The 18608-nt window shown below is 59.6% G+C and carries 23 protein-coding genes; 16 read left to right on the forward strand and 7 right to left on the reverse strand.

Annotated elements, in window-relative coordinates:
* Positions 1–306: 306 nt before the first annotated feature.
* The 4 genes from sucD to sucC are packed head-to-tail and all read right to left on the reverse strand — an operon-like array spanning position 307 to position 3785.
* Complete coding sequence (gene sucD / locus Q1A51_RS04065; protein ID WP_299201289.1) at positions 307–1191, reverse strand: succinate--CoA ligase subunit alpha; 885 nt, start codon at positions 1189–1191, stop codon at positions 307–309.
* 19 nt (positions 1192–1210) lie between these two features.
* Positions 1211–1831: a hypothetical protein gene (locus Q1A51_RS04070; RefSeq protein WP_299671174.1), complete on the reverse strand. Its 621-nt coding sequence runs from the start codon at positions 1829–1831 to the stop codon at positions 1211–1213.
* 44 nt (positions 1832–1875) lie between these two features.
* A complete protein-coding gene (locus Q1A51_RS04075) occupies positions 1876–2586 on the reverse strand; it encodes a hypothetical protein (RefSeq protein ID WP_299599542.1) in 711 nt (236 codons plus the stop codon).
* Positions 2587–2591: 5 nt separating this feature from the next.
* Positions 2592–3785: an ADP-forming succinate--CoA ligase subunit beta gene (gene sucC / locus Q1A51_RS04080; protein ID WP_299599540.1), complete on the reverse strand. Its 1194-nt coding sequence runs from the start codon at positions 3783–3785 to the stop codon at positions 2592–2594.
* Between the two features lie 174 nt (positions 3786–3959).
* Between sucC and Q1A51_RS04085 the strand changes: the two genes are divergently transcribed.
* On the forward strand, positions 3960–4997 hold the full coding sequence (locus Q1A51_RS04085; protein WP_299599538.1) for a glycosyltransferase family 2 protein: 1038 nt from the start codon (positions 3960–3962) through the stop codon (positions 4995–4997).
* A 78-nt stretch (positions 4998–5075) separates the two neighbouring features.
* Entirely contained in the window at positions 5076–5672 is a 597-nt protein-coding gene (locus Q1A51_RS04090) for a sulfotransferase family 2 domain-containing protein (RefSeq protein WP_299599537.1), read from the forward strand.
* A gap of 48 nt (positions 5673–5720) precedes the next feature.
* Here Q1A51_RS04090 and Q1A51_RS04095 read toward each other — a convergent pair whose 3' ends face one another.
* Both Q1A51_RS04095 and mdh read right to left on the reverse strand, forming a co-directional pair.
* On the reverse strand, positions 5721–6527 hold the full coding sequence (locus tag Q1A51_RS04095) for an adenylate/guanylate cyclase domain-containing protein (protein ID WP_299599535.1): 807 nt from the start codon (positions 6525–6527) through the stop codon (positions 5721–5723).
* A gap of 71 nt (positions 6528–6598) precedes the next feature.
* Positions 6599–7561 carry a malate dehydrogenase gene (gene mdh / locus Q1A51_RS04100; RefSeq protein ID WP_299201309.1) on the reverse strand — a complete coding sequence of 321 codons (963 nt, stop codon included), beginning with the start codon at positions 7559–7561 and terminating at the stop codon, positions 6599–6601.
* Between the two features lie 169 nt (positions 7562–7730).
* Between mdh and Q1A51_RS04105 the strand changes: the two genes are divergently transcribed.
* Positions 7731–8483 (forward strand): sulfite exporter TauE/SafE family protein, encoded by a 753-nt coding sequence (locus Q1A51_RS04105; RefSeq protein ID WP_299599532.1) that lies wholly within the window; start codon positions 7731–7733, stop codon positions 8481–8483.
* A complete protein-coding gene (locus Q1A51_RS04110; protein ID WP_299599530.1) occupies positions 8480–8914 on the forward strand; it encodes a GNAT family N-acetyltransferase in 435 nt (144 codons plus the stop codon). Before Q1A51_RS04105 ends, Q1A51_RS04110 begins: the two co-directional genes overlap by 4 nt.
* Before the next feature lie 143 nt (positions 8915–9057).
* Here Q1A51_RS04110 and Q1A51_RS04115 read toward each other — a convergent pair whose 3' ends face one another.
* Complete coding sequence (locus Q1A51_RS04115; protein ID WP_299202519.1) at positions 9058–9366, reverse strand: hypothetical protein; 309 nt, start codon at positions 9364–9366, stop codon at positions 9058–9060.
* Positions 9367–9728: 362 nt separating this feature from the next.
* On the opposite strand from Q1A51_RS04115, the gene Q1A51_RS04120 reads away from it, so the two are divergent.
* From Q1A51_RS04120 to Q1A51_RS04175, 12 genes are all read left to right on the forward strand, one after another.
* Positions 9729–10583 (forward strand): CoA ester lyase, encoded by an 855-nt coding sequence (locus Q1A51_RS04120; RefSeq protein WP_299599528.1) that lies wholly within the window; start codon positions 9729–9731, stop codon positions 10581–10583.
* A gap of 3 nt (positions 10584–10586) precedes the next feature.
* The gene (locus Q1A51_RS04125; RefSeq protein ID WP_299546554.1) at positions 10587–11141 is read left to right on the forward strand and encodes an NnrU family protein; all 555 of its coding nucleotides are present in this window, start codon (positions 10587–10589) and stop codon (positions 11139–11141) included.
* Between the two features lie 4 nt (positions 11142–11145).
* Positions 11146–11349 carry a DUF1737 domain-containing protein gene (locus Q1A51_RS04130; RefSeq protein ID WP_299201328.1) on the forward strand — a complete coding sequence of 68 codons (204 nt, stop codon included), beginning with the start codon at positions 11146–11148 and terminating at the stop codon, positions 11347–11349.
* Entirely contained in the window at positions 11349–12380 is a 1032-nt protein-coding gene (locus Q1A51_RS04135) for a MaoC family dehydratase (protein ID WP_299599526.1), read from the forward strand. The genes Q1A51_RS04130 and Q1A51_RS04135 overlap by 1 nt, the downstream gene beginning before the upstream one ends.
* 72 nt (positions 12381–12452) lie before the next feature.
* On the forward strand, positions 12453–13163 hold the full coding sequence (locus Q1A51_RS04140; RefSeq protein ID WP_299201334.1) for a DUF4344 domain-containing metallopeptidase: 711 nt from the start codon (positions 12453–12455) through the stop codon (positions 13161–13163).
* 50 nt (positions 13164–13213) lie between these two features.
* Entirely contained in the window at positions 13214–13873 is a 660-nt protein-coding gene (locus tag Q1A51_RS04145) for a DUF1194 domain-containing protein (protein WP_299599523.1), read from the forward strand.
* Between the two features lie 151 nt (positions 13874–14024).
* Positions 14025–14408, forward strand: coding sequence for a succinate dehydrogenase, cytochrome b556 subunit (gene sdhC / locus Q1A51_RS04150; protein WP_299599521.1), 384 nt, complete (start codon positions 14025–14027; stop codon positions 14406–14408).
* 13 nt (positions 14409–14421) lie between these two features.
* Positions 14422–14793, forward strand: a complete 372-nt coding sequence (gene sdhD, locus Q1A51_RS04155; RefSeq protein ID WP_299599519.1) for a succinate dehydrogenase, hydrophobic membrane anchor protein — start codon at positions 14422–14424, stop codon at positions 14791–14793.
* Between the two features lie 49 nt (positions 14794–14842).
* Positions 14843–16648 (forward strand): succinate dehydrogenase flavoprotein subunit, encoded by a 1806-nt coding sequence (sdhA, locus tag Q1A51_RS04160; RefSeq protein WP_299599517.1) that lies wholly within the window; start codon positions 14843–14845, stop codon positions 16646–16648.
* A gap of 7 nt (positions 16649–16655) precedes the next feature.
* Complete coding sequence (locus tag Q1A51_RS04165; protein WP_299599515.1) at positions 16656–17483, forward strand: hypothetical protein; 828 nt, start codon at positions 16656–16658, stop codon at positions 17481–17483.
* On the forward strand, positions 17480–17809 hold the full coding sequence (locus Q1A51_RS04170) for a hypothetical protein (protein WP_299201353.1): 330 nt from the start codon (positions 17480–17482) through the stop codon (positions 17807–17809). The genes Q1A51_RS04165 and Q1A51_RS04170 overlap by 4 nt, the downstream gene beginning before the upstream one ends.
* Positions 17810–17822: 13 nt before the next feature.
* Positions 17823–18602 carry a succinate dehydrogenase iron-sulfur subunit gene (locus tag Q1A51_RS04175; protein WP_299201356.1) on the forward strand — a complete coding sequence of 260 codons (780 nt, stop codon included), beginning with the start codon at positions 17823–17825 and terminating at the stop codon, positions 18600–18602.
* The last annotated feature ends 6 nt before the right edge of the window (positions 18603–18608 follow it).

Consider the following 18608-nt stretch of genomic DNA (forward strand, 5'->3'; position numbering starts at 1 on the left):
CGTGTGAAAGTCAGAATTTGGTCCATCTCAAACGCACCTTTCTCGAAGATAAAGTCCCGTGTGATTGCATTTGGTGCGCTTGGAGCGAGTTGGATACCTTTAGGGATAGCAACAACTCGGAATCGGTCCATTGGTTTGGCGCCGTCCGCAACCACGGTCTGCGATGAAACGGCCAAAAACAGGAAACCGACTATCCGGCGGCACCGTCGGGTATCCCCCGACCGCCCCCAAGGGCCGGGGATACTCCCCCACCCACGGTTGGGGGACACCCTCAGAGCATATGACCGCCAGTGCAGCATGCTATGCTTAGCCCTTAATCGCTTCCATAACCGCCTCGCCCAGCGTCGCCGGGCTGTCGGCCACCACGATGCCTGCGGCACGCATGGCTTCGATCTTGTCCTCGGCACCGCCCTTGCCACCGGCGACAATCGCGCCCGCGTGGCCCATGCGGCGGCCCGGAGGGGCGGTGCGACCTGCGATGAAACCGGCAGTCGGTTTCCAGCGGCCTTTCTTCTTCTCATCGGCGAGGAACTGTGCTGCGTCTTCTTCTGCAGAGCCACCGATCTCACCGATCATGATGATGCTTTCGGTTTCATCGTCGGCCAGGAACATTTCCAGCACGTCGATATGCTCGGTCCCCTTGATCGGGTCGCCGCCGATGCCCACGGCGCTTGACTGGCCCAAGCCCATATCGGTTGTCTGCTTCACAGCTTCGTATGTAAGTGTACCCGAGCGGCTCACGACACCCACGCTCCCGCGCTTGTGAATATGGCCGGGCATGATGCCGATCTTGCAGGCGTCGGGTGTGATGACACCTGGGCAGTTGGGGCCGATCAGGCGGGACGAAGACCCTTCCAATGCACGCTGCACTTTCATCATGTCCAGAACCGGAATGCCTTCAGTGATGCACACGATCAGCGGCATCTCGGCGTCGATGGCTTCGAGGATCGAGTCGGCCGCAAAGGGCGGCGGCACGTAGATGACAGAGGCATTCGCCTCAGTCACGTCCATTGCCTCGTGCACCGAGTTGAAGACAGGCAGGTCCAGATGTGTCTGACCACCTTTGCCGGGTGTCACGCCGCCCACCATCTTGGTGCCATAAGCGATGGCCTGTTCGGTGTGGAACGTACCCTGTGAGCCGGTCAGGCCCTGGCAGATCACTTTGGTGTTTTCATCGATGAGTACGGCCATGAAGCGCTTCCTTGGTTTGTCAAGCGCAGACGGACTGGGTCTGCGGCGAGAGAGTAGTTTGAGTGAAGGGAACAACGTCGCGCCTGGCGGTGCCGTGCGCGGTCGCGGAAAGGGTGAAGAGGGGGCGGGCGGCTTCGAAGTAGGCGCGCAGCAGCTTTTGGCGATGCGGCAACCACCCGTTTGGGTATTTACGGCGCGCATCGGATATCTCCACCTCTTCCGGAAGCCGGTCGACAGCGATGAACGTCTTGCCTTGGCGCGTTCCGACATGGACCACGGCAACACGCCCGCGCAACAGCGCCCGACCTTCGAGATACGCTGTGCCGGGTTCCGTAGTGTATGGTGCGGGTAGGGAGATGGGCGTGCCAAAGACCGGCTGTTCAGCCATCTTGGCCTGAACGGCGGCCACGGCATCTGCTGCATGGTTGCCTTGGAACTCCACGGCGCAGCGGCGTTCGGCGTGATCAGGTGTTCCGGGGGCAGGCTCAAGCGACTTGTCCCAGAAGGTCAGATCGAATGGTAGCGGGGCGCCCGCGAGGCTTTCCATGTTCACGCGAGCACGCTCGACTGTCTGACCTGCTTTGAAACAGTACGATACAAATGCGTCGATGGCCGGATGTGTTCCGGCGGTCGCTGGCATGGCCAGACCGCACAGAGACAAGGCGCCAAGGATATGACGTGCGACTAGCGCCATACAATCCAGACTCCGGTGAGTTTTTGACCCAGAACGTTTGTGCGCGTCACCATCTTCAATCGTGTCCCGGCCGGTGCACCGGATATCGCCCATTCCTGTTGTGCATTTCCCGTGGCCGCGACCGGCGTCAGAGCATAGCCCGCCGCCGTGATAGTGTTCACCAGTGCTTGCGCAGTCGTGGCTTGGTCCTGCCGACGGACAGAAATGTTGCATTGGAAGATATTGGATCGTCCGGCGCCCAGGGCGACACTCATGAAAATGTCACCACGCCGCTGACCTGAGAGAAAGTAGTTTTGTCCCGCCTCGTCCGGGGCAACCCCGAAATCGCGTCGGCTCACCTGATCGAAGCGCTTTTCGACGCCAGCCATGCTGGGCAGCGATGCGACACAGGTATCTGCAAAGGCCTGCGCGGCCAACGCTATGTTTCCGGCTGGTTTCGAGCGGTTGGGCACTGCAGGTTGCGCAGCGGGAGTCGCGACAGGTGCATTGCCGCCGGACACGACCGATCGGATTTCTGACGTTGGGATGTCGCGTGCAGCGCGCACACGCGGCGCGCTGCCTTCACGTTGCTCCAGCCACACGGCCGTCGATGCCAATCCGACAGGCGGCAGGCTCTGCTGGACCGGAATGTCTGGCCGTCTTTCGCTGCTGCATGCGGCAACTGCCAAAAAGGCTGCGACAACTACTCCCGCGCGCACCATCGGCGTCAGCCCTTGACCGCTTTCACGATTTTCTGGGCACCGTCTTTCAGGTCGTCGGCCGCGATCACATCAAGACCAGAGTTGTTGATGATGTCCTTGCCCTGCTGCACGTTGGTGCCTTCGAGGCGCACAACCAGCGGGACTTGCAGGCCCACCTCTTTCACGGCGGCGACAACACCCTCGGCAATCACATCACAACGCATGATGCCCCCAAAGATGTTGACAAGGATGCCCTTCACGTTCGGGTCTGAGGTGATGATTTTGAAGGCTTCGGTCACCTTCTCCTTGGTCGCGCCACCGCCCACGTCGAGGAAGTTGGCAGGCTCGGCGCCGTAGAGCTTGATGATATCCATCGTCGCCATGGCCAGGCCCGCGCCGTTCACCATGCAACCGATCTCGCCATCCAGCGCGATGTAATTCAGGTCGTATTTGGAAGCGGCGAGTTCCTTGGGGTCTTCCTCGGTCTCATCGCGCAGTTCATTGATGTCTGTGTGGCGATAGATGGCGTTGCCATCAAAGGACACTTTGGCGTCGAGCACTTTCAAATCACCGCTGTCGGTCACAATCAGTGGGTTGATCTCGAGCATCTCCATATCCTTCTCTTCGAAGGCTTTGTAGAGCAGGCCCATCAGGCCAACGCATTGCTTGACCTGCTTGCCTTCCAGACCGAGCGCAAAGGCAATGCGACGGCCATGATAGGCTTGATACCCTGTCGCCGGATCGACCGAGAAGCTCAGAATTTTTTCCGGGGTCGCAGCGGCAACCTCTTCGATGTCCATGCCGCCCTCGGTCGAGCAGACAAAGCTGATGCGGCTGGTTTGGCGATCCACCAGCAGGGCGAGGTAGAGTTCAGTTTCGATGCCCGAACCGTCTTCGATGTAGATGCGGTTGACCTGCTTGCCAGCCGGTCCTGTTTGATGGGTAACCAGCGTCCGTCCCAGCATCTTCTTGGCTTCTTCGGCAGCTTCTTCGACCGATTTGGTCAGACGTACGCCGCCCTTGTCGCCTGCATCCGCTTCCTTGAACTTGCCCTTGCCGCGGCCACCGGCGTGGATCTGTGCCTTGACCACCCACATCGGCCCATCAAGGGCGCCCGCTGCCGTCTTCGCCTCTTCTGCTCTCAGAACGACACGACCGTCCGAAACGGGCGCTCCGTAGCTGCGCAAAAGGGCCTTGGCCTGGTATTCATGGATGTTCATGGCGGTTTGATCCCGTATAGATACGTCAACGTTGGGCCTATACGACCAACACTGAACAGCGCGTAAACGGAAAATATGTCGCAGTGGCGGTTTTGTGCGCGAAAATCGGACATTTGTGATCACTGCATTAAATCGTGTGATCACAAATCTGGGTGAGAAAGGGAATCAACCCCCATGGCGACGCAATTTCCTATAAAACCAGAGGAAAATGGCGTGCGCTGGGGCGTGGTAATGACGGCAAGCGAACCGTTGGCCTTGGTCGAAACCAATGTGCGGTGGCACCTCGCAACAGGTGCCGAGACCGTTTTCGTGTTCCTCGACGACCCGAACGATCCGTCAAAAGATACGCTTGGGGCGATCCCAAATTGCTCGGTTCATCTGTGTGACGATCACTATTGGAATGAAGCCAAGCCCAAAAATGGTCGGCCGCCGTCGCAGATGCGGCGCCAAACAATCAATGCCAACTGGGCGCAGAGCCATTGCGATCTGGATTGGCTGTTTCATATCGATGCCGACGAATTCATCTGGCAAGATGGCAATCTCCGGTCCGAACTTGCAGACCATCGCGATCCCCGCACCGAATTGAACTTGCCGGTGTTCGAAAGGGTCTTTCCGAAGGGGCAGCTGCAGTCCCTGTTCGACGGCGCATTTCGCGCGTCATCGGATCTGACGTCGGATCAGGCCTACGCCGTATTTGGGTCTTTTGCGTCGCTCATGAAACGTGGACAGTATTCGCATGGCGCAGGCAAAAGCGGCGTATGTGTGGGGGCCGGTTTGCGCCTTGGGGTGCACAACGCGACACGCACCGGATCGGGCGGGCAGCAGAGACGGGCGGCCAAATGTGTTTCGGAGACGGCGCGCCTATTACACTTTGATGGCGTGACGCCCCTTCATTGGATGATGAAAGCGTTGCGCTACCGCCAGACGTCCTCAGAGGTGCAGGCGAAGGTGTTGCAGCCACACCGCGCGGCTCAAATCAGATGGATGATGGAACGTTCGGACACGATGGACAGTATGCGGCAGGCTCATCGGAGCATGTTTTCACTGACGGACGAGCGACGTTTGAAATTGAACGCCTTTGGTTTGCTGCGCGAGGTTCCATTCAAGCCCAAAGGCGTTTTGGGCGCAGATTGCCCCAACCTCGACCCCGACGCGTTCGATACTGAATTGTTCCGCCGCACTCCCTGGCTACGCGAACTGTTTGAAGAATAGGGATTTGTCATGGTTGTGTCGGCAGCCCGATAACAATAGCGCTTGCCATAGAGTGTCGAGAGATTTTGAGTTCGAAATATGCCGCTTGTCCGCCTTGATAAAACACTGATCTTTTTTGTGCACATCCCCAAGACCGGAGGAGCAAGTGTCGACCGCTATCTTTCAAAGGTTGGAAACATCGCCCTTTGGACGCCCGGAACCATGCAGTGGTCGAAATGCTCGCCACAGCATATCCATGCAGAATTGCACACACGCATGATCCCTCGTGGCTTCTATCAACACGGTTTCACCATCTTGCGGGATCCGGTGGCGCGTATGATCAGCGAGTATAGATACAGGGCGATGCGTCGCCAGTCAGACAGACCCTTGCCTGAGTTTGACATATGGGCGATCCGTATGTTGCAGCGATATGAGAGCAATCCCTATGTTCTGGACAATCATATTCGCCCGCAATCGGAATTCGTCTCGGACGGCCTCAAGCTGTTTCGCTATGAAGATGGGCTGGATCCGGTGTTCGACTGGATCGACGAGATAGGTGGTCATGCGGCCCTGCCGCGCAAATGGCATAACAGATCCTCTGGTCCGCAGGTCGAACCCTCCAAGGATGTTGCGGAGTTGATCCGTGAATTTTATGCGCAGGATATCGCGTTGCTGGATCAGATCTCGTCAGCATAGCGGGTTTTGACAGGTTGCCAACATACCCGGCATCGCCAAACTGATAGCTCAGGAGGCCGCCGTGTCCGTCGTGGGAAGGGTCTTATGGGCACGCCACTTGGTATAAAGGATGTATACCAGAGCGCCCTCCGGAATGGCGGTCACAAGAAACGGCAAACTTGCATATATATCCACCACGATGATGGCGCCCAGTGCCCCAAGAATGCGATTTCGGTCTTTCTTGAACTTTCGGTGGGCTGGCGTTTCCGTATCTGATGACGTGTCGTCCGCCGCCGGGGCAAAAGCCGTTGCGCGGTCAATCTTGGGACCAAGGTTATCAAGGTGTCGTGGGGCGGTGACGCCGTCTGCGACGACCGCATACACACCAACTTCTTCCGCGAGATGTTTGGGGGTCGCGGGTCCAAGCGGGCGCAACTCAACCTTTCCCAGTTTGCCATGTGCATGATCGTACACCTGTTGCGAGATCAGGATGCCGCCCACATCCGCCATCTCTTGCAAGCGCGCGGCCAGGTTCACGCCATCACCCAGCAGGTCAGCCCCTTCGATGATCACATCATCCAGATGAATGCCCAACCGAAATGGTAGCAGATCGGCCCGTGCATTCAGCGTGCGTTGTACGTCTACCGCGCATTTCACAGCGCCGACAACGGATGGAAAGTCAACGATCAGGCCATCGCCCGAGGTGTTGGCGATGCGACCGCCGCATTCTGCAATCGCGCTGTCCATGACATCGCGCGTCGCGCGCAACGCCTGCACTGTACCTTCCTCATCCCGGCTCATCCGACCGGAATAGTTGGCCGCGTCCGCCGCCAGAATGGTGGTCAGCTTTCGTTCAATGGGGCGCGACTGAGACATGTGAACCATATAAACATAAAAAGGGCCGGATGCGACGGCATCCGGCCCCTAAATTCATCGCCGCGGCAAATTTACGCGAGGCTGTCGTCGATGCCCTTGCAAGCCTCCATCAAGCCTTGAACGGCTTTCACGGAGGTGTCGAACATCTCTTGCTCTTCCTTGGTGAGCTTGATGTTGACGATCCGCTCGATCCCGCCCGCACCGATCACGGTGGGCACACCAACATACATGCCTTTCAGGCCGAAATCACCGTCACAATGGGCGGCGCAGGGCAACACGCGCTTTTGATCCTTGAGGTATGCTTCAGCCATTTCGATGCCAGCTGTTGCGGGTGCATAGAAAGCAGAGCCGGTTTTCAGCAGGCCAACAATCTCGGCACCGCCGTCACGGGTGCGCTGCACGATGGCGTCCAGTTTCTCTTGTGTGGTCCAACCCATCTTGACCAGATCAGGCAGCGGAATGCCTGCGACGGTCGAATAGCGGACCGAAGGCACCATCGTGTCGCCATGACCGCCCAGCACAAAGGCGGTGACGTCTTTCATCGATACGTCGAACTCTTCCGCCAGGAAGTGGCGGAAACGGGCGCTGTCCAGAACACCGGCCATCCCGCAGACTTTTTCGGCTGGCAGGCCCGAGAATTTCTGCAGGGCCCAAACCATCGCATCAAGCGGGTTGGTGATGCAGATCACAAAGGCGTCGGGTGCGTTGGCGGCAATGCCTTCGCCCACGGATTTCATGACTTTGAGGTTGATGCCCAGCAGGTCATCGCGGCTCATACCCGGCTTGCGGGGAACGCCTGCGGTGACGATGCAGACATCCGCGCCCGCGATATCGGCGTAGGATTGCGTGCCTTTCAGCTTAGCATCGAACCCTTCCGAAGGGCCGGACTCCGCGATGTCGAGGGCTTTGCCCTCGGGGGTGCCTTCGGCAATGTCAAACAGGACAACGTCGCCCAGCTCTTTCAAAGCTGCGAGGTGGGCAAGTGTCCCGCCGATTTGACCGGCGCCGATCAGGGCAATCTTGGGTCTGGCCATGGGTGAAAATCTCCGCACTAGGGGTTTTTGCTGGCGCGGTGCCTAGCGCGAGATGGGGCGTCACGCAAGGGTGCCGCACCGCAGCGTATCGCAACGGGCGTGCTGGTGCATATCACATTCGCGCGCTAAGGGTGCAGGACAGCACTGTTTTTCAAAGGGTCGTGCGGGCGTGAACCTGGATCTGTGGTTTTTTGCAATCGCTGCACCGGCGGTGGTCTTTGCGGGGGTTTCCAAGGGCGGTTTCGGGTCTGGCGCATCCTTTGCGTCCGCTTCGATTCTGGCGCTGGTGATTGAACCGGGCATGGCGTTGGGGGTCGTGTTGCCCCTGCTGATGCTGATCGATGCAGCGACGCTCAAACCGTATTGGGGCAAGTGGGACTGGCGCGTGTCGGCGTTGATGATTGCGGGCGGGTTGCCCGGCGTCGCGCTGGGCGCGCTGTTGTATTCGCGTACCGAACCGGATGTGTTCCGAGTGCTGATTGGTGTGATCTCGGTCGGCTTTGTCATCTGGCAGGTGGGACGCAGCCGGGGCTGGATCAGAACGGCATCGCACGCCTTGCCCACGTGGGTCGGTGCGCTTACGGGCACAGTTGCCGGGTTCACCAGCTTCGTCAGCCATGCCGGTGGACCACCCGCGGCCGTTTATTTGTTGTCGTTGCGCCCGTCCAAGACTGTATATCAGGCCAATACCGTCCTGATCTTCACCGCGATTAACATCTTCAAATTCGTCCCGTATGCCTTTCTGGGTATGTTCACGGCCCAAACAGCGATCGCAAACATCGCCCTCGCGCCCTTTGCGCTGCTGGGGGCTTGGCTTGGGGTGCGGGCGCATCACCTCGTACCGGAACGCGCGTTCTTTTTGCTGACCTATGTGCTTTTGGTGATGACGGGTGCAAAGCTGATCTGGGACGGTCTGACATGAGTACCCGGACCCTCACAGCGGCTGATACAGCACAGGCCCTGACGTTGTATCGGCATCTTGTCGGAGAACAGCCGCTCGCATCCGACTCGGCATTTGCCGAGCTGATTGACCACCCCGGTACATGGGTGTGGGGTGCCTTTCTGTCGGATCATCTGGTGGCGATGGCAACGCTTCATGTTTTGCCCAACATGACACAGGGTGGTCGCCCCTACGCATTGGTCGAAAATGTGGTCACGCATCAAACGCATCGTGGGACTGGGCAGGGGCGGCGGGTCATGCAGGCGGCGATCGATGCAGCGTGGGCGGCGGATTGCTACAAGATAATGCTCCTGACCGGGCGAACAGCCGAAGCGCGAGGCTTTTATGAAAAGCTGGGGTTCGGCACGGACGAGAAATGGGGTATGACCATCCGCCGTGTTCCTGAGCGGTGATCTGTTGGGTGGATCAAGATCCACCTTACAGTGGGTAATGCGGACATTTGGTCTGCCCCGGGCAAAGCAAAGGCGCACCGAGGTGCGCCTTACAAATGACTGTCAGGATACTGTAAGGCGGACGTGTCGTCCGCCGCACCGGTTCAGGCGTCGCTGCCTTTGGCAGGCAAGGCTTCGGCGAGCGTTTCATAGGCCTGGCCGCTGGCAACAAGGCAGGTCATCCCGTTGGGCGTTGTCACTGTGATCGTCCACGATCCGCTTTCGTCCGAGGCAAAAACCTCGATCACCGAATTATTGGCCCCAAGGCCCATGGATTGGCGTGTCTCGCCATAACCTTCGGCGAGACGGCTCACCACGATATCGCGGGGTCCGCAATTGCGGGCCTGCTGCGCCTGTGCCGCATTCACCATTGCCGCAAGCGCTAGAACGCCCGCTATCATCACATTCATCATCCGTGTCATCACGTTCAGCCTTTCACAAAGGAAGGCGTCACCTCTGGTCATCTGGCCCAGCCGGAACCCCGGCGATGACCGGGCAGCCCCGGTTCACACCCGACCCTTTGCGCATTCCGTGAAGTGTTCGGCGGCCCTGCCGAAACGGCCCTCCCCGCGCTGTCGGATTGGGACAAATGTGCGGATCTAGCCTTGAATAGTGGTTAATGCAGCGTGCGCAGGTCGTTAAAATTTGATGAAAGACTGCTGAACCCAACGAAAGTAGGGCCCCCATTTCTGCAGCGCAGAAAAATAGCGCTTGAACTATCTGGCAAAAAGTGGCCCTTTCCGCGCAACTTTATGACTCGCAAGGATCGCACGCAATGGCCCTCGACCGTCCCCTCCGCTCTGTTCTCTACATCCCAGGTTCGAAACCACGGGCGTTGGACAAGGCGCGCGGACTGCCGGTTGATGCGATCATCTTCGATCTCGAAGATGCCGTATCGCTCGAAGAAAAGGAAAGCGCGCGGGCCACGCTGGCCGATGCGCTGGCCCAAGGCGGGTACGGTGCGCGGCTGAAAATCGTGCGGATCAACGGCTTTGACACAGCATGGGGTCGAGATGATGCGCAGGCAGCCAAGGATATGGGGGCCGACGCGATCCTGTTGCCCAAGGTGTCCTCGCCCGCCGATCTGGATGCATTGGCCGAGATCACCGGGGACACGCCTCTTTGGGCGATGATGGAAACGCCTCTGGGCATGATCAACGCGCCCGCCATCGCTGCGCATCCGAAACTGCAAGGCATGGTCATGGGCACCAATGATCTGGCCAAGGAATTGCAGACCCGCTTCCGGTCCGACCGACTGCCGCTGCAATCCGGGTTGAGCCTGTGCTTGCTGGCGGCCAAGGCGCATGGCTGTGCCATCGTCGACGGCGTTTACAACACGTTCAAGGACGATGAAGGTTTGCAATTCGAATGCGAACAGGGCCGTGATATGGGTTTTGATGGCAAGACGCTGATCCACCCGGCGCAAGTCGACATCACGAATGCCGCTTTTTCCCCGTCCGAGGCGGAGATCGATCTGGCCCGCCGCCAGATCGCAGCCTTTGAAGAGGTGGAAGCCGCGGGTCAGGGCGTGGCGGTTGTCGATGGACGTATCGTCGAGAATCTGCACATCGTGACTGCGCGCGAAACATTGGCCAAGGCCGAGGCTATCGCGGAGATGGCAAAGGGATAAGCGATGTATTGGATTGTGTTGATTGCAGGTGTCGCCTTGTGGTGGGCGGCGCATCTGTTCAAGCGGGTGGCCCCGGCACGTCGGGCATCTATTGGGGATCCGGGCAAAGGCATCATTGCCTTGGTGCTTGTCGGGTCCATTGTGCTGATGGTTATCGGCTACCGGGGTGTGGATTTTGTCCATGTCTGGCTGCCCCCAGAATTCATGATCCACATCAACAACCTGCTCATGCTGATCGCAATCTACCTGCTCAGCCCAGCACCCAAACGGGGCAAGCTGGTGTCAGGCATGCGTCATCCCATGTTGACCGGGTTCAGCCTGTGGGCCATCGCGCACTTGCTGGTGAATGGTGATGTCGCCTCGATACTGCTCTTTGGCGGCTTGCTGGTTTGGGCCATTGCAACCGCGCGTATCATCAATGCAGCCGAACCCGGCTGGCAACGTGGACCAGAGGGTACGCTTGCAAAGGACGCCATGTTCCTTGTCGGGTCCGTCGTCTTGCTGGGCGTAATCGGTTGGGTCCACAACTGGCTGGGTGTCTGGCCGTTCCCGGGGTAAATCCATGAAATTGTACCGCTTTCTGTCCGAAGAGGACACGTCCGCCTTTTGCCACAAGGTCACTGCCGCCCTGAACGCGGGATGGGAACTACACGGCTCACCGACCCAGACATGGGATCACGCCGCGGGGATCATGCGTTGCGGACAAGCGGTCGTGAAAGAGGTGCCGGGGGACTACACCCCGGACATCAAACTAGGAGAGCAGTGATGGCCAAGACCAATGCGGGCCGGTTTTTCGAAGATTACAGTGTTGGCGATGTGCTGACGCACGCGGTTCCGAGGACGGTCGGGGCAGGCGAGCGGGCGCTGTACCATGCGCTCTACCCGGCGCGGCACGCTCTGTACTCGTCAGACACGTTTGCACAGGCGTGCGGGCTGGCCGCGTCGCCGCTGGATGACATGATCGCTTTTCACACTGTCTTTGGTAAAACCGTCCCGGATGTTTCGCTGAATGCCGTTGCAAATCTGGGCTACGCCGAAGGACGGTGGCTACAGCCGGTGTGGCCCGGTGACACGCTTACCTCGCAATCCGAGGTGATTGGGGTCAAGCAGAACTCGAACGGTAGGTCCGGCGTGGTCTACGTGCGGACGACCGGGCGGAACCAGCGGGACGAGGCGGTTCTGGAATATGTGCGCTGGGTGATGGTGCGGAAGGGCGATCTGGATGCGCCAGCGCCTGAGACGGTTGTGCCCGACTTGAACAAGGTTGTCCCCGCGGGGACACTTGCGGTGCCCGACGGTTTGACCTTCGAAAACTACAATTGCGATCTGGCCGGAGAGCCGCACCGCTGGGGCGACTATGCGGTTGGCGAACAAATCGACCACGTGGACGGCGTGACAATCGAAGAAGCCGAACACATGATGGCGACCCGCCTCTGGCAGAACACTGCTAAAGTGCATTTCGACACATCCGCGCGCCCTGACGGGACGCGCTTGATCTATGGCGGGCACGTGATTTCGATGGCGCGCGCGCTGTCGTTCAACGGGTTGGCCAACACGCAGATGGTCGTGGGCCTGAACGCGGGCGCGCACGCCAACCCTTGTCTGGCGGGTGATACGGTCCGGGCATGGTCCGAAGTGCTGGACAAGGCCGAAACCTCTGCCCCCGGTGTTGGGGCGATCCGGTTGCGGTTGGTCGCGACCAAGGGCGGCGCGCCGTTCCAGCTGCGGGGGGAGGACGGCAAGTATCTGCCCGAGGTCTTGCTTGATCTCGATTACTGGGCCCTGATGCCCATGTAAGGATGCCGGGGTGACGCGCGTCTGGCGACGACGCCCCACCCGCCATCCCGCAGGACGCGAAGGAGAGACATCATGCTGCGATACGTGTTGCCGTTTCTGTTGATGCCGGGCATGGCGCTTGCAGATGAAGAGCGCGAGGCCTTCGTCGAGGCCAATCTTCTGGGGGTTTTCTACCACGAACTAGGGCACGCGCTGATCGACATTCTGGCCCTGCCGGTTTTTGGTCAGGAAGAGGATGCGGCGGATGTCGCCTCGATCCTGTTGATCGACGGCTTCTATGAGGAAGAGGCAGCACAGGCGTTGGCCTACGATGCAGCCTTTGGTTTCCTGGGAGAAGCCGCCGCAGCCGCCGGCATCGCCTATTGGGACACGCATGGGCCGGATGAGCAACGCTTTTACAACACGGTGTGCCTGTTCTACGGTGCCAACCCCGAAGCGCGCGAGGATTTTGCAATTGACCTTGGGTTGCCGCCAGAGCGCGCAGAAACCTGCCCTCATGAATTCGCACTGGCGCTCGACAGTTGGGGCCCGGCCTTTGACGAAATCGCGGGGCAGGGCAATACGATCCAGTTCGATCACGGTGGGCATGCCCTGCTGACAACGGACGTTATGCGGGCCGAGGTTGCCGCACTGAACGATGACTTCGATCTGCCCATCACGCTGACAGTCCGGGTCGAGGAATGTGGCGAGGCCAATGCGTTTTATGACCTTGGCACCACCGAAATCATCATGTGCACAGAGTTCGAAGACCATCTGCGCACGCTTTATGACGCGCTTGAGTGACCGTACGTTTGTGAAGTGCACTGTGTGACAGGACGCGCTAGGCTTCTGTCATGTGGCGCTTGGCTTCCATCTGTCTGACATTGGCGTCGCCAGCGCGCGCGTGCGAGTTGGCGCTGCTTTTGGCTGTGGATGTGTCAGGCTCGGTTGATGCCGATGAATATCGTATCCAGATGGATGGTGTGGCCCATGCGTTGCGGGACGGGATCGTGGCCGATGCCCTGATTGCGCAAAATGCGCAAGTGAGCCTTGTGCAATGGACGGGTGCTTCCCGTCAGCGTCAGACAGTGCCATGGACAGCCATCCAGACCTATCAGGACGTGTTGACACTTGCCGACCGGATCGAAGGTGACGCGCGCGTCTGGCGGAACTACTCGACGGCCATTGGTGAAGCGCTGGCTGTGTCACGTGTGTCCTTTGCCCCCGTGGCTCACTGCCAGCGCAAAGTGATCGACGTGTCCGGCGATGGGGTCTCGAACGAAGGGGTGGAGCCGGCGACGCAGCGCAAAGTGCTTACGCAGGACAACATCACGGTGAACGCCATCGCGATTGAGACCGACGATACGGATCTGACGGCGTATTTCTTTGAAAACGTGATCACCGGGCCTGGCGCTTTTGTGGTCACAGCCCAGGGATTCGAGGACTACCCCGAGCAGATCAAACGCAAGCTACAACGTGAGACGACAAAACAGGTGACTTATTCTGCACAGTGACCAATCTTGTGATCACACGCATTTCAACCGTGATCACGTTTGCGCAGAATCCTGCAAATGCGCCAAAAAACCGCGCCAATTGTGAAGGCGTCGCGCGTGACATGTCTGTAAAAAGAGGTATCAAGAAGCAACCGATCACAAAGGATGCACAATGGCAGACGTCAACCGGGGCAATCGCCCGCTTTCGCCGCACCTGCAAATCTACCGCCCACAGTGGACATCGATGTCGTCCATTATGGTGCGCATCACCGGGATAGGCTGCCTGATCGCCTCTGTGCTTGTGGTTGCTTGGCTCTTGGCCGCTGCATCATCCGAGGCTGCATTTGCCGTGGTTGATGGTCTGCTGCGCAGCGTGCTCGGCAATCTGGTCCTGATCGCAGCAGTGTGGGGCATCTTTTATCACATGCTGGGTCGGCTGCGTCACGTGTTGTGGGACTTCGGCCATTTTATCCAGGTCCCCGTGTCCGAAGACATGGCCAAGGGCATGTTCATTCTGGCCACGTTGCTGACCGTTTTTGTTGTGATCGCAGTTTAGGAGGGGGTTCGATATGCGCTTTTTGACAGACCGCAAACGCGCCATGGGCCTGGGGTCCGGACGTGAAGGTACACACCATCATTGGCAGATGATGGTCAGTTCGATCCTGCTTGTGCCGCTCGTGCCAATCCTTGTCATCCTGTTCGCGTCGGCCCTTGGCGGCAGTCATGCCGAAGTTGTGGACTTCTTCAGCCGTCCCATCCCGGCCATTCTGATGGGGCTATCCTTGATCGTGATCGTGCTGCACCTGATGCGTGAAGCACATGCGGCGATCGAGGATTACGTTCATGGGACAGCTGGCAAGTTGACGTTAATCGCAACCACCGCATTTGCCTACACTATGATCGCGGCAGGCCTGTTTGCGATCGCGCGCATCGCGCTTTGAAATAACCAAGCGCGCTTCGCCAGCGCCGCTGTGAAACGAGGAGGCCGAAATGGCTGCATATGATTACGAGACGCATGAATATGACGTCGTGGTCGTTGGTGCCGGTGGCGCTGGACTGCGCGCGACATTGGGCATGGCCGAGCAAGGCTTGCGCACCGCTTGCGTGACAAAAGTGTTCCCGACGCGCTCACACACCGTTGCGGCACAGGGCGGCATCGCGGCGTCCCTGTCCAACATGGGGCCCGATAACTGGCAGTGGCACATGTATGACACGGTCAAGGGCTCGGACTGGCTGGGTGACACGGACGCGATGGAATACCTCGCTCGCGAAGCGCCCAAGGCGGTTTATGAACTGGAACATTACGGCGTGCCGTTTTCCCGCACGGAAGAGGGCAAGATCTACCAACGGCCATTCGGCGGCCACACCACCGAATTTGGCGAAGGACCGCCCGTGCAGCGCACCTGCGCCGCGGCCGACCGGACCGGCCACGCGATCCTGCACACCCTCTATGGCCAGTCGCTGAAGAACAACGCGGAATTCTACATCGAATACTTCGCCATCGACCTGATCATGTCCGAGGATGGTGTTTGTCAGGGTGTGCTGTGCTGGAAGCTGGATGACGGCACGATGCACTTGTTCGCCGCCAAGATGGTTGTGCTGGCAACTGGCGGTTATGGCCGTGCTTATTTCTCTGCCACTTCGGCCCATACCTGCACCGGCGATGGCGGTGGCATGACGGCCCGCGCCGGTCTTCCGCTGCAGGATATGGAGTTCGTACAATTCCACCCCACCGGCATCTACGGCTCGGGCTGCCTGATCACCGAAGGCGCACGGGGCGAGGGCGGATACCTCACCAACTCGGAAGGCGAGCGGTTCATGGAACGCTACGCACCGACCTACAAGGACCTCGCATCGCGTGACGTGGTATCCCGCTGCATGACCATGGAAATCCGCGAAGGGCGCGGCGTGGGTGCCGATGGTGATCACATTCACCTGCACCTCAACCACCTGCCGCCCGAAACACTGGCCGAACGCCTGCCGGGCATCTCGGAAAGCGCGCGCATCTTCGCGGGCGTGGACCTGACCAAGGAACCGATCCCGGTTCTGCCCACGGTGCACTACAACATGGGCGGCATCCCCACGAACTACTGGGGCGAAGTGCTGGCACCAACCAAGGACAATCCCGACAACGTCTCGCCCGGCCTGATGGCCGTGGGTGAAGCGGGCTGTGCCTCGGTGCACGGTGCCAACCGTCTGGGCTCCAACTCGCTGATCGACCTTGTGGTGTTCGGTCGTGCCGCTGCCATCCGGGCCAAAGACGTGGTCGACGCCGATGCACCAGTGCCCACGCCCAGCAAACGCGCGATCGAGGCTGCGTTCAGCCGCTTTGACGGTCTGCGCTACGCGAAGGGCCACGTGCCTACCGCCGAGTTGCGGCTTGAAATGCAGCGTACCATGCAAGCGGACGCCGCCGTCTTCCGCACAGACAAAACGCTGGCGGAAGGCGAAGAGAAGATGAAGGGCGTGGCCGGCAAGCTGGATGACCTGCAAGTCACCGATACGTCGCTGGTCTGGAACTCCGACCTGATGGAAACGCTTGAGCTGACCAACCTCATGCCGAACGCTGTGGCCACCATCACGGCGGCAGCGGCACGCAAGGAAAGCCGCGGCGCCCACGCGCACGAGGATTACCCCGACCGCGATGACGAGAATTGGCGCAAGCACTCTTTGATCTGGTTTGAAGGCAATCAGGCGAGCCTTGGGTTCCGTGGTGTGCACCTGCAACCGCTGACCAGCCACAACGATGGCGGCATTGACCTCAAGAAAATCGCGCCCAAGGCGCGGGTCTACTAAGCCCCGCATGGCCCACGCGGTACGCAGCACGGATGATGTGGCACTCGTCCCCGGACGGGTGCTGCGCGTCTATGGCATGCGCCGCTCGGGCAACCATGCGCTGATTGATTGGATCATGCGGAACACCAGCGGCGGTGGGCTGTTCCTGAACAACTGCAAACCGGGCCGCGACCCACTGGAAACAACGCGCGCCGTCACCGTCTATCGCGACGGTACACAGCTGGACCTGCCAGGCCGGGAAACCAGGATTGCCGCGGCAGGCGACGCGCCCACAGCGCTCGTATCCTACGAGGACCGCATGCCGCCGCTTGAGCACAAACCGCTCTATGCAGCGCCCGAAACTTGCGTGATCATATACCGCAGCTTCTTGCATTGGGCCGCGTCTCTGCTGCGCAAGATCCAGGGCAATCCGGGCTACGGTCCCGTTGATCGGATGCGGGTGATGATGAACGCCGTCAACACCTATGGCACGATGCTTGAGCGGGTGCAGGACGGTGACGTCGTACCGCTGCTCTATGACCGCTGGAATACCGAGGACAGTTATCGTGCCGAGATGGCGGCGCGCCTCGACTTGCCGGGGCGCGACCTGACCAAGGGGCGGGTCCAAAGCTACGGCGGTGGCTCGTCCTTTCAGGGCAAGTCGGTGGCCCCCGAAACACTTACAACGGATCAACGCGCCGCCCAGATGGCAGATGATCTTGAGTATCAGCTGATCCTGTGGACAGCGGCCCGCGACCCCCATTTCATCGCGCGGCTGGCCGAGGTGTTTCCCGAAGACGCGCTGCGCCTGTCCGATCTGCTACGCACCGCCAAAGCCGAGGTAACCCTGACATGATCCGCGCCGCCGCCCTTGTTGCTCTCCTGACGCTTACCGCTTGCGAAGAAACCACCCAAGCGGTGGACAACGTCGCGCGCCGCAGCGCCAAGGCCGCTGTGTCGGAAACCATAGTCACCCGCTTCCCGGCGGTGCCGAAACAGGCAGTCACGCCCTTTACCGACTGCATCATCGACAACGCTTCAGCGCGTGAGATCGGTGAATTTGCCAAGGACGCCGTGATCGGCGTCTCAGAAACAACCGCTGCTCTGGTACGCTCTGTGCTTGAGCGGCAACAGACACAACAGTGCATCGTCGGGGCAGGTCTCTCTGTCCTGACCGCGTGAAAGGAGAACCGCAATGGTCCAACTGACGCTTCCCAAGAACTCTCGCATGACGACAGGCAAAACCTGGCCCAAACCCGAAGGTGCCACCAACGTGCGCAAGTTCAGCATCTACCGCTGGAACCCCGATGACGGGAAAAACCCGCAGGTCGACACCTATTTCGTCGACATGGACACCTGTGGCCCGATGATCCTGGACGCGCTGATCAAGATCAAGAACGAGATCGACCCGACCCTGACCTTCCGTCGCTCCTGCCGCGAAGGCATCTGCGGATCCTGTGCGATGAACATCGACGGCATCAACACGCTCGCCTGCATCTACGGCATGGACGAGGTGAAGGGCGACGTCAAAATCTACCCGCTGCCGCACATGCCCGTGGTCAAGGACCTGATCCCTGACCTCACGCATTTCTATGCGCAGCATGCGTCGATCATGCCCTGGCTGGAAACCAAGACGAACCGCCCGGCGAAAGAGTGGAAGCAGTCGATCGAAGACCGCAAGAAGCTGGACGGCCTCTATGAATGCGTGATGTGCGCCTCCTGCTCGACAGCGTGCCCCAGCTACTGGTGGAATGGTGACCGCTACCTCGGGCCAGCAGCCCTGCTACACGCTTACCGCTGGATCATCGACAGCCGGGACGAGGCGACAGGCGAACGGCTCGACGATCTTGAGGATCCGTTCAAGCTCTATCGCTGCCATACGATCATGAACTGCGCCAAGACATGTCCCAAGGGCCTGAACCCAGCAGAGGCGATTGCCAACATCAAGCAGATGATGGTCGAACGTACCGTCTGATGCGGG

Source organism: uncultured Tateyamaria sp. (assembly GCF_947496075.1).
Lineage (GTDB): Bacteria > Pseudomonadota > Alphaproteobacteria > Rhodobacterales > Rhodobacteraceae > Tateyamaria.

What these genes read in the sequence shown, in the direction of transcription:
- sucC (WP_299599540.1), bottom strand. Translation starts at nt 3,785, where the DNA reads ATGAACATCCATGAATACCAGGCCAAGGCCCTTTTGCGCAGCTACGGA.
- Q1A51_RS04165 (WP_299599515.1), top strand. Translation starts at nt 16,656, where the DNA reads ATGGCCCACGCGGTACGCAGCACGGATGATGTGGCACTCGTCCCCGGA.
- Q1A51_RS04085 (WP_299599538.1), top strand. Translation starts at nt 3,960, where the DNA reads ATGGCGACGCAATTTCCTATAAAACCAGAGGAAAATGGCGTGCGCTGG.
- Q1A51_RS04125 (WP_299546554.1), top strand. Translation starts at nt 10,587, where the DNA reads ATGTATTGGATTGTGTTGATTGCAGGTGTCGCCTTGTGGTGGGCGGCG.
- sdhC (WP_299599521.1), top strand. Translation starts at nt 14,025, where the DNA reads ATGGCAGACGTCAACCGGGGCAATCGCCCGCTTTCGCCGCACCTGCAA.
- Q1A51_RS04075 (WP_299599542.1), bottom strand. Translation starts at nt 2,586, where the DNA reads ATGGTGCGCGCGGGAGTAGTTGTCGCAGCCTTTTTGGCAGTTGCCGCA.
- Q1A51_RS04095 (WP_299599535.1), bottom strand. Translation starts at nt 6,527, where the DNA reads ATGTCTCAGTCGCGCCCCATTGAACGAAAGCTGACCACCATTCTGGCG.
- Q1A51_RS04130 (WP_299201328.1), top strand. Translation starts at nt 11,146, where the DNA reads ATGAAATTGTACCGCTTTCTGTCCGAAGAGGACACGTCCGCCTTTTGC.
- Q1A51_RS04145 (WP_299599523.1), top strand. Translation starts at nt 13,214, where the DNA reads ATGTGGCGCTTGGCTTCCATCTGTCTGACATTGGCGTCGCCAGCGCGC.
- Q1A51_RS04110 (WP_299599530.1), top strand. Translation starts at nt 8,480, where the DNA reads ATGAGTACCCGGACCCTCACAGCGGCTGATACAGCACAGGCCCTGACG.
- sdhD (WP_299599519.1), top strand. Translation starts at nt 14,422, where the DNA reads ATGCGCTTTTTGACAGACCGCAAACGCGCCATGGGCCTGGGGTCCGGA.
- Q1A51_RS04170 (WP_299201353.1), top strand. Translation starts at nt 17,480, where the DNA reads ATGATCCGCGCCGCCGCCCTTGTTGCTCTCCTGACGCTTACCGCTTGC.
- Q1A51_RS04070 (WP_299671174.1), bottom strand. Translation starts at nt 1,831, where the DNA reads ATGCCAGCGACCGCCGGAACACATCCGGCCATCGACGCATTTGTATCG.
- Q1A51_RS04140 (WP_299201334.1), top strand. Translation starts at nt 12,453, where the DNA reads ATGCTGCGATACGTGTTGCCGTTTCTGTTGATGCCGGGCATGGCGCTT.
- Q1A51_RS04090 (WP_299599537.1), top strand. Translation starts at nt 5,076, where the DNA reads ATGCCGCTTGTCCGCCTTGATAAAACACTGATCTTTTTTGTGCACATC.
- Q1A51_RS04135 (WP_299599526.1), top strand. Translation starts at nt 11,349, where the DNA reads ATGGCCAAGACCAATGCGGGCCGGTTTTTCGAAGATTACAGTGTTGGC.
- mdh (WP_299201309.1), bottom strand. Translation starts at nt 7,561, where the DNA reads ATGGCCAGACCCAAGATTGCCCTGATCGGCGCCGGTCAAATCGGCGGG.
- Q1A51_RS04115 (WP_299202519.1), bottom strand. Translation starts at nt 9,366, where the DNA reads ATGATGAATGTGATGATAGCGGGCGTTCTAGCGCTTGCGGCAATGGTG.
- sdhA (WP_299599517.1), top strand. Translation starts at nt 14,843, where the DNA reads ATGGCTGCATATGATTACGAGACGCATGAATATGACGTCGTGGTCGTT.
- sucD (WP_299201289.1), bottom strand. Translation starts at nt 1,191, where the DNA reads ATGGCCGTACTCATCGATGAAAACACCAAAGTGATCTGCCAGGGCCTG.
- Q1A51_RS04175 (WP_299201356.1), top strand. Translation starts at nt 17,823, where the DNA reads ATGGTCCAACTGACGCTTCCCAAGAACTCTCGCATGACGACAGGCAAA.
- Q1A51_RS04120 (WP_299599528.1), top strand. Translation starts at nt 9,729, where the DNA reads ATGGCCCTCGACCGTCCCCTCCGCTCTGTTCTCTACATCCCAGGTTCG.